The sequence below is a fragment of the Finegoldia magna genome (assembly GCF_003182075.1).
Taxonomy (GTDB): Bacteria; Bacillota; Clostridia; order Tissierellales; family Peptoniphilaceae; genus Finegoldia; species Finegoldia magna.
In genome coordinates this window covers 1-15,854 of record NZ_QGTH01000006.1, presented here as the reverse complement: position 1 = coordinate 15,854, position 15,854 = coordinate 1, and the positions used below count along the sequence as shown (strand labels likewise).

Genomic DNA, 15,854 nt, shown 5'->3' with positions numbered 1-15,854 from the left:
ATAAGGTTAAAATTTAATTTGATTATTAATTTTTGGCGGGTATTTTTACCCGCCATTATTTTTTTGGAGGTGAATAATATAAAAGACTTAATGATTAATGAGGAGATAAGATCTTCTAAAGTTAGATTAATCGATGATGAAGGTGAACAAATAGGTGTAATTCCTATTAAAGAAGCTTTGAAAATGGCTGAAAATAAACATCTAGATTTGGTAAATGTAGCACCAAACGCTAAGCCACCTGTATGCAAAATATTAGATTATGGAAAATACAAATACGATGCATTAAAGAAAGAAAAAGAAGCGAAGAAAAATCAAAAAGTAATTAACGTAAAAGAAATAAGACTTTCACCAAATATTGAAAAGCACGATTTAGAAGTTAAGGCTAATCAAGCATCTAAATTTTTAAGCAATGAAAACAGAGTAAAAGTTTCTGTTAGATTTAGAGGTAGAGAACTTGGTCACAAAGATTTAGGTAAGGAAGTTCTTGATAAATTTTATGAATTAACAAAAGATGTAGGACAAATAGAAAAGAAACCTTCTATGGAAGGTAGAATGATGATAATGTTTATGGGTCCTTTGACTGATAAAGATAATTAGAGGGGGAAATAATATGCCAAAAATGAAGACACATAGAGGTTCTGCTAAAAGATTTAGAAGAACTGGTACAGGTAAGTTAAGAAGATTTAAAGCTTATGCAAGTCACTTAACAGGAAAGAAATCTGCAAAGAGAATTAGAAACTTAAGAAAAGGCACAACAGTTAGCGAAGCAGATATGAAAAGAATCGATAAAATGATTCCTTAGTTAGAGGGGGAAATATAAATGGCTAGAATTAAACGTGGTACAAATAATAGAAAAAGACATAAAAAAGTATTAAAACAAGCTAAAGGATATTACGGCTCAAAACATACATTATTCAAAACTGCTAACCAAGCTGTTATGAAATCATTAGCTTATTCATATGTTGGAAGAAAAAGAAGAAAAAGAGATTTCAGAAAATTATGGATTGCTAGAATTAACGCAGCTACAAGAATGCATGATTTAAGCTATAGCAAATTTATGCACGGATTAAAAGTAGCAGGTGTTGATTTGAACAGAAAAGTTCTTGCAGATATGGCTGTTAGAGATGAAAAAGAATTTGCTAAATTAGTAGAATTAGCAAAAAATAATTTATAAAATAAAAAGCTTAAGTTGATTTATATCATACTTAAGCTTTTTTTAATATAGAATTAATTTCATTCTCTTCTGAATTGATTAATTTTAACTTTTTATCACGAGTTAGACTTTTCGTTTTAATTTCTAATTTTAATGCATCACTTTTATTATCAATTTTTTTCATAAAAACATAGTTTACGGGAAGCCTTGCTCTCGTATACTTACTAGCTTTGCCTTTATTGTGCATTTTAATTCTTCTTAAAAAATCATTTGTAATGCCTGTGTATAAACTCTTATCAGCACATTCTAAAATATATAAATAATACATTAATACATACCACTAATTTGTTTTGCAACATCATAACTGAAACCTTTTTGGAGTAAGAAGGTAACTATTTTATTCCTTAGCTCGTAGCCTTCATATTTTTCTTTCCAAATGTTGATTTTAGTTTCAACTATTTGAGTAGCTTTGTCTAATTCCATATTGTACCCAAAAACTTCTTCTAAATAATCTTCGTAAATTATTTTATCAATACCTTTTTGGTATAAATCGTTGATTATTCGTCTTTTACTGTAATTTGTAAGATTAATTTTATCGTTAATAAATATTTTTGCATAGTTATAATCGTTCAGTAAATCTAGATTTTTTAATTTAGTAATTACTTCATCAATAATTTCTGTGCTAAATTTCTTGGATTTTAATTTTGTAATTATTTCTTTTTCAGTTCGTAATTTATAAGATAAAAAATTAAGGCTGATTTCAAAAGCTTCTCCAAATTTTGATATGTTCAATAGGTGAGCATACAATTCATCATCTATTATCATTTCGTTATGAATTTTAAATTTTTCAAAGTCATTATAACTTAATAAAAAACTTTCTTTTGTATCAGTCTCAATTACAAACTTATCTTTTTTATCATTGAACTCAATTTTTTGAATTATCATTTTATCTTATGTTCATTATTACATTGAGTATGAATGGAGCAACCATCATCGCCACTAGAATAATAGCTATAATTTGAGCTAATTTTTGTTTTTTCATGAAATTCACCTCTATGATATTCTAACACAAAAACATATATTTGCATATTTTAAAATAATGCTATAATATATTTATAAAAATGGAGGTAATTATGGCTGATTTAAAATTTGAAATAGTAGAAAGAATTGGAGTTTTATCCACAAAAGCTAACAATTGGAATAAGGAATTAAATATTGTTAAGTGGTCAGATTACGATGCAAAATACGATATTAGAGAATGGAATCCTGATCATACCAGAATGAGTAAAGGTCTTACATTCACAGAAGAAGAATTAAGAGTATTACATGCATTAATAGATGATGAATTGAAACAATTAGATTCAGAAAAGTAGGATTTATTTTGAAGTTTATACATTCAGCTGATTTTCACTTAGGCATGAAATTTGAAAAATCTTCAATTCCGCAATCTATGTCTAAAATAAGAAGGCAAAGAATTTGGACATCAGTTGAAAAATTAATCAAATATAGTATTGATGAAAATGTTGATTATATTTTTCTGTCTGGAGATTTGTATAATTTGGAAAATTTTAGCCTAAGTGATATGAATCGTTTAATGGATCTATTTTCTAGAACAAATTCACAAATTTGCATTATAGGTGGTAATCACGATCGTATTTATAATGATAATTTATGGGATATGGTAAATATTAGTGATAATCTGAATATTTTCAAAAAGGATACTCTTGAAAAAATAGAATTTGATGACACTGATGTTTATGGGATAAGTTACAATAAAAACAACTACGATTTTATAAACATTTTTGATGATTTAAAACTGGACAAGTTAAAAACTAATGTTTTAATGATTCATTCTGATTTATTAAATGATAACAATTGTTATATGTTTTTTGATCAAGATAAAGTAAATAATTTGGGTTTTGATTATGTGGCTTTAGGCCATATACATAAACCAACGATTTTTAATGATAAATTTGTGTATCCAGGTTCTATTGAACCATTGAGTTTTAAAGAAAAAGGGATGCACGGTGCTGTTATTGGAAGTATAGTTGATAATAGACTTGACATCGATTTTTTAGATTGTTCAGAATCAAACTTCAATGAATTTGACTATAATATATCAGATAAATTTAGTTATTACGATTTAGTGGGTTCATTGTCTAAATGTTTAGTTGAAGATAAGAAAAATTACATTAGAATTAATTTAAAGGGACAATTAGAAGAAGGATTTGATCTAGATATAGATTCTTTACAAGAAAGTTTAAAAAAATATTGCGAATATGTAGAAATAATTGACAACACAGAATCTAATATAAATTTGGATAAAATTTATGAATTTAACAGAAATAATGTGTTGGGTTATTTTATTGAGGAAACAAAAAACTTGGATAAAGAAGATCCTGTGGTTAAAAGAGCAATTAATTTAGGAATTAAGTCCTTAATGGAGAATAATTTATGAAAATTATTAGATTAGATTTGATATCATTTGGCAGATTTAATAATTACACAATAGAATTTGGAGACAAATTTAATCTAATTTATGGGTTAAATGAGTCAGGGAAGACCACTATATCCAAATTTATAGAAGGTGTATTTTATGGATTTATTAAACCTTATTTAAAGAGAACTGTATATACTGAAGACTACGAAAAATATCGCCCTTGGAATAGCGAAAACTATGAGGGCAGTATTTTAGTGGAGAAAGATAATAAGAGATTTGTAATTTATCGTAATTTCAAAGAAAAATATTTTAATATTTTCAATGAAACTACTGGCAATAACGAAACTGAACTAGATGGTTTTAATCAAGATAATTTATCATTTCCTGGTGAATACTTTTTTAAAATGCCTTCAGATATCTTCAAATCCACTGTTTTTTCTAATTTGAAAGAATTAGATGCAGAAAATAAGAATGTAAGTTCTATTGTTGATATGCTATTGAATTCATCAGATAGCAATAATGATTCTGTTTCATTTAAAAAAGCTCTAGATAATCTGGAAAAGATGAAATCAAATATTGGGACTAAACAATCTAAGGCAAAACCTTTGGGGAGTTTATATCAAAAAAAGTTTGATTTAGAAGATGAAATCAAAAATATTAATAAAGAGAAAAAAGAATATGAAGATAGTTTAAATAAGTTAAATGAGTACAAGCTTAGACACGAGACTTTGCTTTTAAACAAAGAAAAATTAGTTAATTTGCACAAGAAGAACGATATAGAAAAAATAGAAGATGCAAAAAACTATAAAATGCAGATTTTAAAAGAAAAAGCAAGTTTATTAGACAGAGTATTAAAGATTAAATACATCAATGACATTGACGAAGATGATGTAAATAGTTTGGAATATCAAAATAAATTATTAAACGACAATAGAATTACATTTAATGAGTTATCGAAGCAAAAGAAATTATTAAGTAAGGATTACTACCAATTAAAAGCAAAACTTAGTAATTATGAAACTATAAGAGATTATATTGATGAAATTAATAATTTAATTGAAAAATTAAATGGAATTTCTAAATTAAAAATAAAATTATCTATTATTGGAGTTATAGTTACATTAATTATTGCCGGGATGATTTATATGATGGGGTATACAAAAGAAATAGTAATTGCTCCTGTATTATTTGTACTATATTATATTTTAGTTGTTATATCGAACAAATTTCAGAGATTATCATACAATCGTCAATTAAATAAGATTGTGAAAAAGATTAATCAAATTACTAATATGAGTTATAAAAATTACAATGAAGTAATTAATGACTTTAGATATGACTCAAATATGGATAAAAGCATTGATTATTTGAGCAAACTTGAGGTACAGCTTCAAGATATTGATTCAAAATTGGATTCAATTATAAATGAAGATGAAAGTTCCAAGTCTAAAATCAACAATATTTTATCTTCATCAAGAAATTTGAAGAACATAGATGTTGAAGATTATAGAAGAAAAAAAATAGAGTATAACCAATTGATGGATAGAATTTCTGATAAAGATGCTCAACTTCAAAAGATATCATCTGAATATGATTTTAGTATTTTATTAGAAAATATTAATTCAGATTCAATAAAACTTGAGGATAATGATATAAAAGATATCAACTTACTTAATAAAGAAATTGATGAATCTATTGAAGAAAATGCGAAATTATTTGAAAGGACTAAAATACTTGAAAAATCTGTAAATCTTCTATTGGAAAAAGAAGAAAGATTAGCAGATATCAATGAGAATATTCAAAAGTATGAAAATGAAATTACATCTATAGAATTAGCTATGGATTTGATCAATAAAAGTATAAATAAATTACACAAAAATTTTATCCCTAGAATTAACAAGAAAGTTTCAGAAATGATGGCTTATTCAACTAAAGATAAGGACAAATTTAGGGTTGATGAAAATTTAGATGTCAGTATTTATGATGGAGTAAAATTTTATGAACAAAAACATTTAAGTTCTGGAACATTTGACTTGCTTTCTGTTTTTATTAGAATAAGTGTTCTTGAAGAATTAATGGGTCTTGATTATTTGCTGATACTAGATGATTGTTTTGTCCAATTAGATGATGTAAGATATAAGAAATGTCTAGATTTGTTATTTAAAATTTCAAATAATAATCAAATAATACTTTTTTCTTGCCAAAACAGAGATGAGCAATTGTTAAATGAACTAGACATAATATATAAGAAAATTGAGTTAAAGTAATTATGATATATGCGATAGGTGATTTACATCTGGATTATACAAAAGAAAAATCGATGGATGTGTTCGGTGATAATTGGGATAATTATGAAGAAAAGATATTTCATAATCTAGAAAAATTAGATGATGAAGATATTATACTTATACCAGGAGATATTTCCTGGGCAATGCAATTAGATGATGCTTTTGTAGATTTGAAAAGAATCGATAAGAGTCCAGGTAGAAAGATTCTAACTAGAGGTAACCATGATTATTGGTGGTCTGGAATAAGTAAACTAAGAAAATTAGAATTAGAATCTATTAATTTTATTCAAAATGATTCACTAGATTTAGGAGATATCAATATATGTGGATCACGTGGGTGGCTTGATCCAACTAGCAAAGAAGCTACAGAGAAAGATGTAAAAATTTTTCAAAGAGAAATTTTAAGAGTTAATATGAGTTTGGAAAGCGTCCGAAATAACAATGATATTATTATGATGCTTCATTATCCACCTTTTGATATTAATAAACAACCTAATGAGATATTTAATTGTTTAAAAAATTATAATGTTACACATTTAATATATGGACATTTGCATGGATATGGACATCTAAATGTAGTAGAAGGAATAATAGATGGAATAAATGTACATTGTGTGTCTTCGGATTATATAGATTTTAAAGTTAAGAAAATTAGGGGATAATATGGAAAAAGAATTAGAATGTAAGGTATTTACAGATGATTTTAATGGTTTGATGGATAAGGCTATTGAAATGGGGGCTAAAATGATAGCTCATGAAATTCAAGAAAATATTTTAATTGAATCTAATAATTTTGATTTAATTAATAGTAGTGATTATCTTAGAATAAGAATTTCAAAGGATATTTTTAATAATGAAAACAAGAAATTTCTTACTTACAAGAAGAGAGTTAATGATACAAATGTGAGACATTATAATGAATATACTATAGAGTTTGATAGCGAAGAAAATTTGAAACAAATATTAAAATTTGTTAAATTAGATAAGCAATCTTCATCTAAGAAAGAAAGAAAATCTTTTGAGTTTATGGATGCAAGACTAGATTTTGATTGCTGGGATAAAGATTTTTATCCATATCCATATTTGGAAATTGAAGTCAAAGATGAAGAACATTTAAATGAGATAATAAATAAATTAGGAATAAATAAAGATCAAATTTCAACTGAGTCTATAAGTGAACTAAGATCTAAATTACAAGAAAGTTAACAGAAAGGATCGACTTTTAATGGCAAATAAAAAGCTAGTAGTAGTAGAATCTCCAACTAAAGCAAAAACAATTCAAAAAATGTTAGGTTCTGGATATAAAGTTGTAGCCACAATAGGTCATTTAAGAGATTTACCGAAAAGCAAATTAGGAATTGATATAGACAATGATTTTGAACCACAATATATCAATGTTCGTGGTAAAGCTAATGTTATTAATGCTTTAAAAAAAGATTATAAAAATTCTCAAAAAATATTCTTGGCAACCGACCCTGATAGGGAAGGAGAAGCTATTTCTTGGCATTTGTGCTATTTGTTAGGTATAAATCCAAAGGAAGAAAATAGAGTAAAATTCCAAGAGATAACTAAAGACTCTGTAAAAGAGGCAATAAAAAAACCTGAAGCTATTGATTTAAAATTGGTAGATGCCCAACAAGCAAGAAGGGTTTTAGATCGTATAGTAGGTTATAGCATTTCTCCGTTATTATGGAAGAAAGTTAAATCTGGTCTAAGTGCTGGTAGAGTACAGTCTGTAGCCTTAAGATTAATTTGTGAAAGAGAAAAAGAGATAAGAGAGTTTGAACCAGAAGAATACTGGTCTATTCATGCAAATTTATCCAAAGAAAAATTGGAATTTGATTCTGAGTTATATTATTCAAAAAACGATAAATCTAATAAAATCAATATAAAAAACAAGGATGAAGCGGATAAAATTTTAAATGATTTGTCAGATAATTTTGTTGTAGATTCTATAAAACAACAAAAAAAATCTAGGAAACCTTACGCTCCTTTTACTACTTCTACACTTCAACAAGAATCCTATAAAAAGTTGTATTTTCAAACTTCTAAAACTATGAGAATAGCTCAACAGTTGTATGAAGGAATTAGTTTGGGTAGCGAAGGTTCAGTAGGTTTGATAACTTATATGAGAACAGATTCAACAAGAATTTCTCATGTTTGCGTGAGTGATTGCCTAGATATTATTAATGATCTCTATGGAAAACAATATGCCACAAAAGGATACGATTATTCTAAAAAGAAAAAAGGATCACAAGATGCTCACGAAGGTATTAGGCCTTCATCAGTAAAAAGAAGACCGAATGAAATTAAGAAATATTTGACAGATGATCAATATAAATTATATAAATTAATTTGGGAAAGAACTGTTGCTAGTCAGATGAAAGATGCAAGATATTTATCTACATCAATAGATTTTGATAACAATGGTTATACTTTTAGATCTAATGGTAACGTGGTGATTTTTGATGGTTTTACAAGAGTATATTCTTTAAATACTAAAGATAGCGAATTGCCTGAATTAAAGGAAAAAGAATCTATAACTTCAAAAGAAATAGAATCTAAACAACATTTTACTAAACCAAAACCTAGATACACAGAAGCAAGCCTTGTAAAAACACTTGAAGAAGATGGCATTGGAAGGCCTAGCACTTATGCATCGATTATAAGCAGTATTTTGTCTAGAAATTATGTTGAATTAAAAGAGAAAAAATTTTATACAACAGAAATCGGAGAAAAAGTTTGTGAATTTGTAGTTAAATATTTTGATTCAATTATTAATGAAAAATTCACTGCTGAAATGGAGAATGAATTAGATAATATTGCTGAAAACGACGTTGAATGGAAAAAAGTAATTAGAGATTTTTATGATGGATTTAATGAAGATTTAATCAATGCAAAAAATGCACAAGATAAATTTAAAGTTAAAGACGAACCAATTGGACGTAAATGCCCTGAATGTGGCAATGATTTGGTAATAAAACACGGAAGAAATGGAAAGTTTATTGGCTGTAGTGCTTTTCCTGATTGCAAATATACTGAAACTATTGTAAAAGATACTAAAGTAAAATGCCCAAAATGTGGTCACAGAATAATAGAAAAAGTTTCTAAAAGAGGTAAAGTTTTTTATGGATGTGAAAATTATCCAAATTGCGACTTCGCTTTATGGGATAAGCCTACAGGTGAAAAATGTCCTGAATGTGGTAGTTTACTAGTTCATAGAAAAAATAGGCATGGAGAATCCATTCTTTGTTCTAATGAAAAATGTGATTATAAAAAGCTTGAAAAATAAAAACATATATGATATACTTTGAAGGTAAAACACACAGTCGATGATACAGATGCAGTTGCTTAATTGTCGCATTTGTAGATGAGTCGTCTGGAGGAAAAAAACGGAGGTAGAAAAAATGTCAGTAGTATCGATGAAATCATTGTTAGAAGCTGGGGTTCACTTTGGACATCAAACAAGAAGATGGAACCCAAAAATGTCAAAATTTATATTTACAGAAAGAAATGGAATCTATATTATAGATCTTCAAAAAACTGTAAAACAAATTGATGATGCTTACAATTATGTAAGAGACATCGTTGCAGATGGTGGAGAAGTTCTTTTCGTAGGAACAAAAAAACAAGCTCAAGAAGCAATCGAAACAGAAGCTAAAAGATGTGGACAACATTATGTAAGCCAAAGATGGTTAGGTGGTATGTTAACAAACTACAAAACTATCAAAACAAGAATTAATAGACTTCACCAATTATATGAAATGGAAGAAGATGGAACTTTCGATCTTTTACCTAAAAAAGAAGTTAGCCAATTAGAAAGAGAAAGAGAAAAACTAGAAAAAAACCTTGGTGGTATTAGAAAAATGACAAAAATGCCAAGTGTACTTTTTGTAGTTGATCCTAAAAAAGAATACATTGCTGTTCACGAAGCAAAAATATTAGGAATACCAGTTGTAGGTATCGTAGATACTAACTGTGATCCAGACGAATTGGATATTGCTATTCCTGGTAACGATGATGCAATTAGAGCGGTTAAGCTTTTAACTTCTACAATTGCTGATGCTGTTATTGAAGCAAATCAAGGTCGTGAAGATTCAGAAGAAGTTTATTCTGAAATTGAAAATGATACAGAAGAATCTGAAAACGAAGAATCTGTATCAGAAGAAGATTTAAAAGAATTTGTTGAAAATTCTGAAGAACAATCAGACGAAGAATAATAAAAAACAAGCGACGGTTAAACTTAAAATTAAATAATTGTTTGACAGTCGCTTTTTAATTCAATTGGAGGTAATAAAATGGCACAAATTACTGCTAGTATGGTAAAAGAATTAAGAGAAAAAACTGGCGCAGGAATGATGGACTGTAAGAAAGCCCTATCTGAAGCAGATGGAAATATTGAAAAAGCAATTGACCTTTTGAGAGAAAAAGGACTTGCTGGAGCAGAAAAAAAAGCTGGAAGATTAGCATCTGAAGGTATTGTTGAAACTTATATTCACGGTGGAAAAATTGCTGCTATTGTTGAAATCAATAGCGAAACAGATTTCGTTGCAAAAAATGAAGAATTTAAGGATTTCGCCAAAGATATAGCAATGCAAGTTGTAGCATCAAATCCAAAATACGTAAGTCGTGATGAAGTACCATCTGAAGAAGTAGAAAAGGAAAAAGAAGTATTAGTTCATCAAGCTATGAACGAAAACGACGGAAAAAATATTCCTGAAGATAAAGCAAAAATGATTGCTGAAAAGAAAGTTGAAGGAAGAATAAACAAATTCTACTCACAAATTTGTTTATTAGAACAACCATTCATTAAAGATCCTAATAAATCTGTAGAAGAATTATTAACAGATTTAATTGCAAAAATAGGTGAAAACATTAAAATTCGTAGATTTGCTAGATTTGAAGTTGGCGAAGGTTTAGAAAAGAAAAACGAAGATTTTGCTGAAGAAGTAAAAAAACAAATGGGTCAATAAAAATTATTGCTGCAATTTCTATATTGCAGCTTTTTTTTATTTTACATAGTATCATATTGATTTTAAAATGTTAATTTGGTATGATTAATTAAAGAAAACCTTATTATTAATTAGGAGGAAATTTTGAGTTTAAAATATAAAAGAGTTCTACTAAAATTAAGCGGTGAAGCTTTAAGTGGAGACCAAGGACACGGATTAGATGATGATATTATAGAAAATATTTGCGATTCTATAAAAGCTGTCCACGAAGAAGGATTAGAAATTGCTATTGTTGTTGGTGGTGGAAATTTTTGGAGAGGAAGATCATCTAAAATTGATAGAGCTACATCGGACTCAATGGGAATGTTAGGAACGACAATAAATGCTTTGAGATTGCAAGCATCTTTGGAAGCAAAAGGTATTCAAACAAGAGTACAAACAGCAATAGATATGAAACAAGTTGCAGAACCTTATATTAGAAGGAGAGCGATAAGACATATTGAAAAAGGTAGAATTGTAATTTTTGCTGCAGGAACAGGATTACCATATTTTTCTACTGATACAACAGCTGCGTTAAGAGCAGTAGAAATTAACGCTGATGTTATTTTAGCAGGTAAAAGAGGAACAGATGGTATATACGATTCTGATCCTAATAAAAATAAAAATGCAATCAAATACGATAAACTTACTTATATTGATATTTTAAACAAAGGCTTAGGAATAATGGATGCAACAGCCACATCACTCTGCATGGAAAATAATATGGGATTAGTAGTTTTTGGTATAGATGATCCTAAAAATATAATTAGAGTTTCTCATGGAGAAAATATTGGAACAATTGTTGAGGGGGATAAAAATGAGTAAACAAATTTTAAAAGATATGGAAACAAAAGCTGAGAAAACATTGCATGCTTTAAGAGAAGATCTAAAAACAGTAAGAGCTGGTCGTGCGAATCCTAGCGTATTAGATAATATTATGATAGATTATTATGGGACTTCAACACCTTTAAAACAAGTTGCTACGATTTCTGCTCCAGAAGCTAGATTACTTACAATTCAGCCATGGGATAAATCAATAATGAAAGAAATTGAAAAACAAATTCAAGCATCTAATTTGGGAATCACTCCTTCCAATGATGGGAATATTATAAGATTACCATTTCCGCAATTAACTGAAGACAGAAGAAAAGAATTGACAAAAGTTGTTAAAGAATATGGCGAAAAATCTAAAGTCACTATAAGATCTATAAGAAGAGATTTTGTTGACGATGCAAAAAAAATGGAAAAAAATGCTGAAATATCTGAAGATGAATTGCACGTATTATTAGATGATATTCAATCATTAACAGATAAGTTAACAAAAGAAATTGACAATATTGTTTCTGATAAAGAAACTGAACTAATGGAAATCTAAAAAATTAATATTAAATTAAAAATCTATTCATTATGTTATGAATAGATTTTTTTATTTTAATAAAATTTTTATTTTGAATTAACTTATATAAAAGTGGAGAAATCAGTAATTATGACAAAAATGTTACAATTATTACTTTTTTGAAACTTATTTGTAACTTTTTTGTTGAATTTACTTGACATATTTTTTTAATTCTTTTAATATTATCTTAGGATGTATTAGGAGGAAGTTAATATGAACAAAAAAGGACTTGGCTTATCTATCGGATTAGCTTCAGTCATAGCTGTAGGAACTTTTGTATCGCCTTATTTAAGTTCTACAACTTTAATCGGAGACAATAATATTGAGTCTAATCAATCAAATGATTCTAAATATTCAGTTGCAATAAAAAGCAATGATTTATTGACTCCAAATGCTGAAAAAGAAGAAAAAGAGAAAGCTCTTAATGAAATAAGAAATTCACAAGTAAGAAACGTATTAAATGATTCCACAAGAACTATATCTAAAGAATCTAAAGAAGAAATTAATTCTGAAGTAAAAGAAGTTAAAGAGAATAAGCAAGAATTAAAAGATTCTGTTTATAATAACGTTTCTACATATAAAAAAAATAGTGAAAAAGTAGATCCAAAAAAAGATGAATCTAAAAAAGTAGAATTATCTACTGCAAATGTTGGGAAAATTTCAGAAGATAATAAGAATTCAAAATCAAGCCTAAAGAAAGAAAAATCTGAAGTAGCTTCATTAACTCTTTCAAGAAATTCTGAAAATGAAGAAGAAAAGATTTATTCAAATATAACAAAATCTACGACAGGTGATTTATTTGTAAGAGAACAAGCAGATAAAGAATCTGAAGCAATAGGTGTATTACCAAAAGATACTAAAATTGTTGTTAAAGATGATAGCAATAAATCATGGGCAAAAATAAGCTATAAAAACAAAGAAGCATACGTAAGTAAAGACTTCTTGACGAATGAAAAATCAAATAAAAAAGTAGATTCTGAAACTAAAAAACAAGTTTCAAAAAATAATCCTGAAGTTAAGAAAGTAAAATCTGAAGTAAAATCTAAATCTACTGAAAAGCCAGTAGATATGTGGGTAAAATCTCCAGTTTATCTAAGAAGTGAAAAATCAATCAGCTCTAATAAACTAGGTGTATTAGAGAAAAACACTAAAGTACAAGGTGTAGTTGAAGATGGATGGTTCAAAACTTCTGTAAATGGAAATAATGGTTTTATTAGTATAAAATACTTGCAAAAAACTAAAATTGAAGAAAAGAAAAATGATGAACTTAAAGTTTCAGAAGTTAAAACCAAAGAACAAGTGAAGAAATCAAATTCTACAAAATTTGAAGGAGCTAACTATACTGGATATGTAAAGGAAGCTGTAAATGTTAGAGATAAAGACAGCATGGATTCTAACATAGTTTCTGTATTAGAAAAAGGTACTAAAGTAAGTGGTATTAAGGGAGAATATTGGTTAAAACTTTCTGAAGGTAGATATGTTTCTGTAAATTATATTCAAGACAGTAAAGTTGAATCAAACCAAACAAAAAACACAGAAGTTAAAGATTCTTACAAAAAAGATTCTAATTCTAAGGTTGTAAGATCTAATGAAGGTGGTTCTGGCAGTGCTGTAGCTCAAGCAGCTTATAATTATTTGGGAGAAAGATATGTTTGGGGTTCTGCACAACCAGGAGTAGGATTTGATTGCTCTGGATTAACTAGTTATTTATATAATAAAGTTTGCGGTATTTCTCTTTATAGAAACTCAGCTGCACAATCAAATAATGGATATCCTGTAAATAAAAGTAATTTAAAACAAGGAGATTTGTTATTCTTTAGTACAAATGGTTCAGGAAGTATTTCTCACGTTGGGATTTATGTTGGTAATGGAAAAATGATTCATGCATCAACACCTTCAACTGGTGTAATTATTTCAGACATTGACTCAAACTATTACTCAAATACATTTGTAACAGCAAGAAGAATCTTAAACTAAAATCATAAGCTATTGGCATTTAATGCTAGTAGCTTTTTTAGTACCATAAATAGTGTAAGAAAGGAAGTAATTCCTATCTTGCACTATTTTTGTATAATGAAGATGTAGTATGACGAGTCGCTTTTAGGGTTGAAACATCCGCCAATAAAACTGTCAACTACCTTTTCATTATTCATATTCGGTTAAGCAGGTTGGGCAAAACGTCCGTGTCACAAGCTAAAAAGAGTGTAATGGTGCAGGTAGAAACTACAAAATAATAAGAAAGAAGGGAAATTATGATATCTGTAGGAATAGACATATCAAAAGAAAAAATAACGGTTTGTGCATTAGAACAAGGAAACAAAATAATTTGGAAACCCTTTGATGTTTCTCTTAAAAAAACAAAAGTAGAAGAATTAATAGAGAAACTAGAAAAATTAAAAGAAGAAGTAAAAATAACAATGGAAGCAACAGGAAAATATCATCTACCAATACTTTATGAATTAAAAGATAGAGGATACTTTGTAACAGTAATAAATCCATTAAAAATGAAACAATATTGTCGAGCATTAAACTTTAGAAAAGCAAAAAATGACAAGATGGATGCAAAACAAATAGCAGAATATGGACTAATGTATTGGAAAGAATTAGAAGAATACAAAGTAGATGAAGAAAACTACATAGTCTTAAAAGAATTAAACAGAAACTACCAACATTACATGGAGCTAAGAATCGATCAAATGAACTACATAGATCAAACAATGCATCAAACATTTCCAGGCATAAAAAAACTAATACTACATAATTCAGGAGACTTTTCAAAAGACAAACTCTTAGACTTTTTAGAAAAATGGTGGCATAAAGACCTAGTATTAGAAAAAACAGAAGAAGAATTTATAGAAGAATATAAAAGGTGGGCAAAAGAAAAGAGATACCATCCAAATGCAAACAAAGCAAAAGCCATTTACCAATTAGCAGAGGATAGTATCTCAACACAACCTTCCCATAACACAAAAATAGAAACAAATATCAGAGAAGGAATAAACCTGATAAAACAAATAAATCAGATTCTAAATAGAATTTTATCACAAATGATAGAAATATCCGAGCCCTTAGAAGAATATCAAGAAGCAAAAAAATTCTCAGGCATATCAGAAAAATTAGCAGTACAAATAGTAGCAGAATTTGGCGACCTATCAAAATTTAAAAATAAAAAAAGCCTAATATCCTTTATAGGGATAGACGCACCACCATATGAATCAGGAAACTTTAAAGCAGATCAAAGAAAAATAAGTAAAAGTGGAAACGCAATACTAAGAAAAGTAGGCTACCAAGCAATGAAATGTATGATGAGTGCTAAAAAAGCAGAAAATGAAATATATAAGTACATGATAAAAAAAGAAAAAGAAGGAAAAGCCAAAAAAGTATGTAAATTTGCAGGATTAAACAAATTCTTAAGAATCTACTATGCAAGAGTTATGGAATCAAAAGCCCAAAAACAAGAATTAAAAGTAGCATAAAATCTAAAAATTACAGAGACTGTGAAATAGTTTGTGTATAGAATCCTCCTGATATAATAGTAATCAGGAGGATTTTAAAATGCCAAGAAAAAGACCAGAAACAAGACTCA

Annotated in this window: 17 protein-coding genes; 15 read left to right on the top strand and 2 right to left on the bottom strand. The window is 27.9% G+C overall.

The features are described from left to right. Nucleotides 1-90 precede the first annotated feature (90 nt). From infC to rplT, 3 genes are read left to right on the top strand one after another with little or no spacing between them, the layout of a single operon-like run. Entirely contained in the window at nt 91-597 is a 507-nt protein-coding gene (gene infC, locus DES33_RS03380; protein ID WP_094205617.1) for a translation initiation factor IF-3, read from the top strand. 13 nt (nt 598-610) lie between these two features. Then, the gene (rpmI, locus tag DES33_RS03375) at nt 611-802 is read left to right on the top strand and encodes a 50S ribosomal protein L35 (protein ID WP_002838103.1); all 192 of its coding nucleotides are present in this window, start codon (nt 611-613) and stop codon (nt 800-802) included. 18 nt (nt 803-820) lie between these two features. Next, on the top strand, nt 821-1,174 hold the full coding sequence (gene rplT, locus DES33_RS03370) for a 50S ribosomal protein L20 (RefSeq protein WP_002838114.1): 354 nt from the start codon (nt 821-823) through the stop codon (nt 1,172-1,174). A 31-nt stretch (nt 1,175-1,205) separates the two neighbouring features. On the opposite strand, the gene DES33_RS03365 is transcribed toward rplT, so the two are convergent. Together DES33_RS03365 and DES33_RS03360 are read right to left on the bottom strand one after the other, a co-directional pair. Further along, nucleotides 1,206-1,481, bottom strand: a complete 276-nt coding sequence (locus DES33_RS03365; protein WP_094224645.1) for a GIY-YIG nuclease family protein — start codon at nt 1,479-1,481, stop codon at nt 1,206-1,208. Further along, on the bottom strand, nt 1,481-2,098 hold the full coding sequence (locus tag DES33_RS03360; RefSeq protein WP_094224646.1) for a regulatory protein RecX: 618 nt from the start codon (nt 2,096-2,098) through the stop codon (nt 1,481-1,483). The genes DES33_RS03365 and DES33_RS03360 overlap by 1 nt, the downstream gene beginning before the upstream one ends. 188 nt (nt 2,099-2,286) lie before the next feature. Between DES33_RS03360 and DES33_RS03355 the strand changes: the two genes are divergently transcribed. From DES33_RS03355 to DES33_RS03300, 12 genes are all read left to right on the top strand, one after another. Then, nucleotides 2,287-2,526, top strand: a complete 240-nt coding sequence (locus DES33_RS03355; RefSeq protein ID WP_094224647.1) for a YdbC family protein — start codon at nt 2,287-2,289, stop codon at nt 2,524-2,526. An 8-nt stretch (nt 2,527-2,534) separates the two neighbouring features. After that, nucleotides 2,535-3,611: a metallophosphoesterase family protein gene (locus DES33_RS03350; RefSeq protein WP_094224648.1), complete on the top strand. Its 1,077-nt coding sequence runs from the start codon at nt 2,535-2,537 to the stop codon at nt 3,609-3,611. After that, the gene (locus tag DES33_RS03345; RefSeq protein WP_110058078.1) at nt 3,608-5,860 is read left to right on the top strand and encodes an ATP-binding protein; all 2,253 of its coding nucleotides are present in this window, start codon (nt 3,608-3,610) and stop codon (nt 5,858-5,860) included. The genes DES33_RS03350 and DES33_RS03345 overlap by 4 nt, the downstream gene beginning before the upstream one ends. Before the next feature lie 2 nt (nt 5,861-5,862). Further along, entirely contained in the window at nt 5,863-6,543 is a 681-nt protein-coding gene (locus DES33_RS03340) for a metallophosphoesterase (RefSeq protein WP_094224650.1), read from the top strand. Between the two features lies 1 nt (nt 6,544). After that, nucleotides 6,545-7,087 carry a class IV adenylate cyclase gene (locus DES33_RS03335; protein ID WP_094224651.1) on the top strand — a complete coding sequence of 181 codons (543 nt, stop codon included), beginning with the start codon at nt 6,545-6,547 and terminating at the stop codon, nt 7,085-7,087. Nucleotides 7,088-7,106: 19 nt separating this feature from the next. Continuing rightward, the gene (topA, locus tag DES33_RS03330; protein WP_094224652.1) at nt 7,107-9,173 is read left to right on the top strand and encodes a type I DNA topoisomerase; all 2,067 of its coding nucleotides are present in this window, start codon (nt 7,107-7,109) and stop codon (nt 9,171-9,173) included. Between the two features lie 115 nt (nt 9,174-9,288). Continuing rightward, nucleotides 9,289-10,101: a 30S ribosomal protein S2 gene (gene rpsB, locus DES33_RS03325; RefSeq protein WP_094224653.1), complete on the top strand. Its 813-nt coding sequence runs from the start codon at nt 9,289-9,291 to the stop codon at nt 10,099-10,101. 78 nt (nt 10,102-10,179) lie between these two features. Then, nucleotides 10,180-10,854, top strand: a complete 675-nt coding sequence (gene tsf, locus DES33_RS03320) for a translation elongation factor Ts (protein ID WP_094224654.1) — start codon at nt 10,180-10,182, stop codon at nt 10,852-10,854. A gap of 123 nt (nt 10,855-10,977) precedes the next feature. Next, on the top strand, nt 10,978-11,697 hold the full coding sequence (gene pyrH / locus DES33_RS03315; protein WP_094205628.1) for a UMP kinase: 720 nt from the start codon (nt 10,978-10,980) through the stop codon (nt 11,695-11,697). Continuing rightward, nucleotides 11,690-12,247, top strand: a complete 558-nt coding sequence (gene frr / locus DES33_RS03310; RefSeq protein WP_094224655.1) for a ribosome recycling factor — start codon at nt 11,690-11,692, stop codon at nt 12,245-12,247. Before pyrH ends, frr begins: the two co-directional genes overlap by 8 nt. Nucleotides 12,248-12,481: 234 nt before the next feature. Then, a complete protein-coding gene (locus DES33_RS03305) occupies nt 12,482-14,245 on the top strand; it encodes a C40 family peptidase (RefSeq protein ID WP_094224656.1) in 1,764 nt (587 codons plus the stop codon). Between the two features lie 275 nt (nt 14,246-14,520). Continuing rightward, nucleotides 14,521-15,744, top strand: coding sequence for an IS110 family RNA-guided transposase (locus tag DES33_RS03300; protein ID WP_110058077.1), 1,224 nt, complete (start codon nt 14,521-14,523; stop codon nt 15,742-15,744). Nucleotides 15,745-15,854 lie beyond the last annotated feature (110 nt).

What these genes read in the sequence shown, in the direction of transcription:
- infC (WP_094205617.1), top strand. Translation starts at nt 91, where the DNA reads ATGATTAATGAGGAGATAAGATCTTCTAAAGTTAGATTAATCGATGAT.
- DES33_RS03345 (WP_110058078.1), top strand. Translation starts at nt 3,608, where the DNA reads ATGAAAATTATTAGATTAGATTTGATATCATTTGGCAGATTTAATAAT.
- rplT (WP_002838114.1), top strand. Translation starts at nt 821, where the DNA reads ATGGCTAGAATTAAACGTGGTACAAATAATAGAAAAAGACATAAAAAA.
- DES33_RS03305 (WP_094224656.1), top strand. Translation starts at nt 12,482, where the DNA reads ATGAACAAAAAAGGACTTGGCTTATCTATCGGATTAGCTTCAGTCATA.
- DES33_RS03300 (WP_110058077.1), top strand. Translation starts at nt 14,521, where the DNA reads ATGATATCTGTAGGAATAGACATATCAAAAGAAAAAATAACGGTTTGT.
- DES33_RS03365 (WP_094224645.1), bottom strand. Translation starts at nt 1,481, where the DNA reads ATGTATTATTTATATATTTTAGAATGTGCTGATAAGAGTTTATACACA.
- DES33_RS03335 (WP_094224651.1), top strand. Translation starts at nt 6,545, where the DNA reads ATGGAAAAAGAATTAGAATGTAAGGTATTTACAGATGATTTTAATGGT.
- topA (WP_094224652.1), top strand. Translation starts at nt 7,107, where the DNA reads ATGGCAAATAAAAAGCTAGTAGTAGTAGAATCTCCAACTAAAGCAAAA.
- rpmI (WP_002838103.1), top strand. Translation starts at nt 611, where the DNA reads ATGCCAAAAATGAAGACACATAGAGGTTCTGCTAAAAGATTTAGAAGA.
- DES33_RS03360 (WP_094224646.1), bottom strand. Translation starts at nt 2,098, where the DNA reads ATGATAATTCAAAAAATTGAGTTCAATGATAAAAAAGATAAGTTTGTA.
- rpsB (WP_094224653.1), top strand. Translation starts at nt 9,289, where the DNA reads ATGTCAGTAGTATCGATGAAATCATTGTTAGAAGCTGGGGTTCACTTT.
- DES33_RS03340 (WP_094224650.1), top strand. Translation starts at nt 5,863, where the DNA reads ATGATATATGCGATAGGTGATTTACATCTGGATTATACAAAAGAAAAA.
- tsf (WP_094224654.1), top strand. Translation starts at nt 10,180, where the DNA reads ATGGCACAAATTACTGCTAGTATGGTAAAAGAATTAAGAGAAAAAACT.
- DES33_RS03355 (WP_094224647.1), top strand. Translation starts at nt 2,287, where the DNA reads ATGGCTGATTTAAAATTTGAAATAGTAGAAAGAATTGGAGTTTTATCC.
- frr (WP_094224655.1), top strand. Translation starts at nt 11,690, where the DNA reads ATGAGTAAACAAATTTTAAAAGATATGGAAACAAAAGCTGAGAAAACA.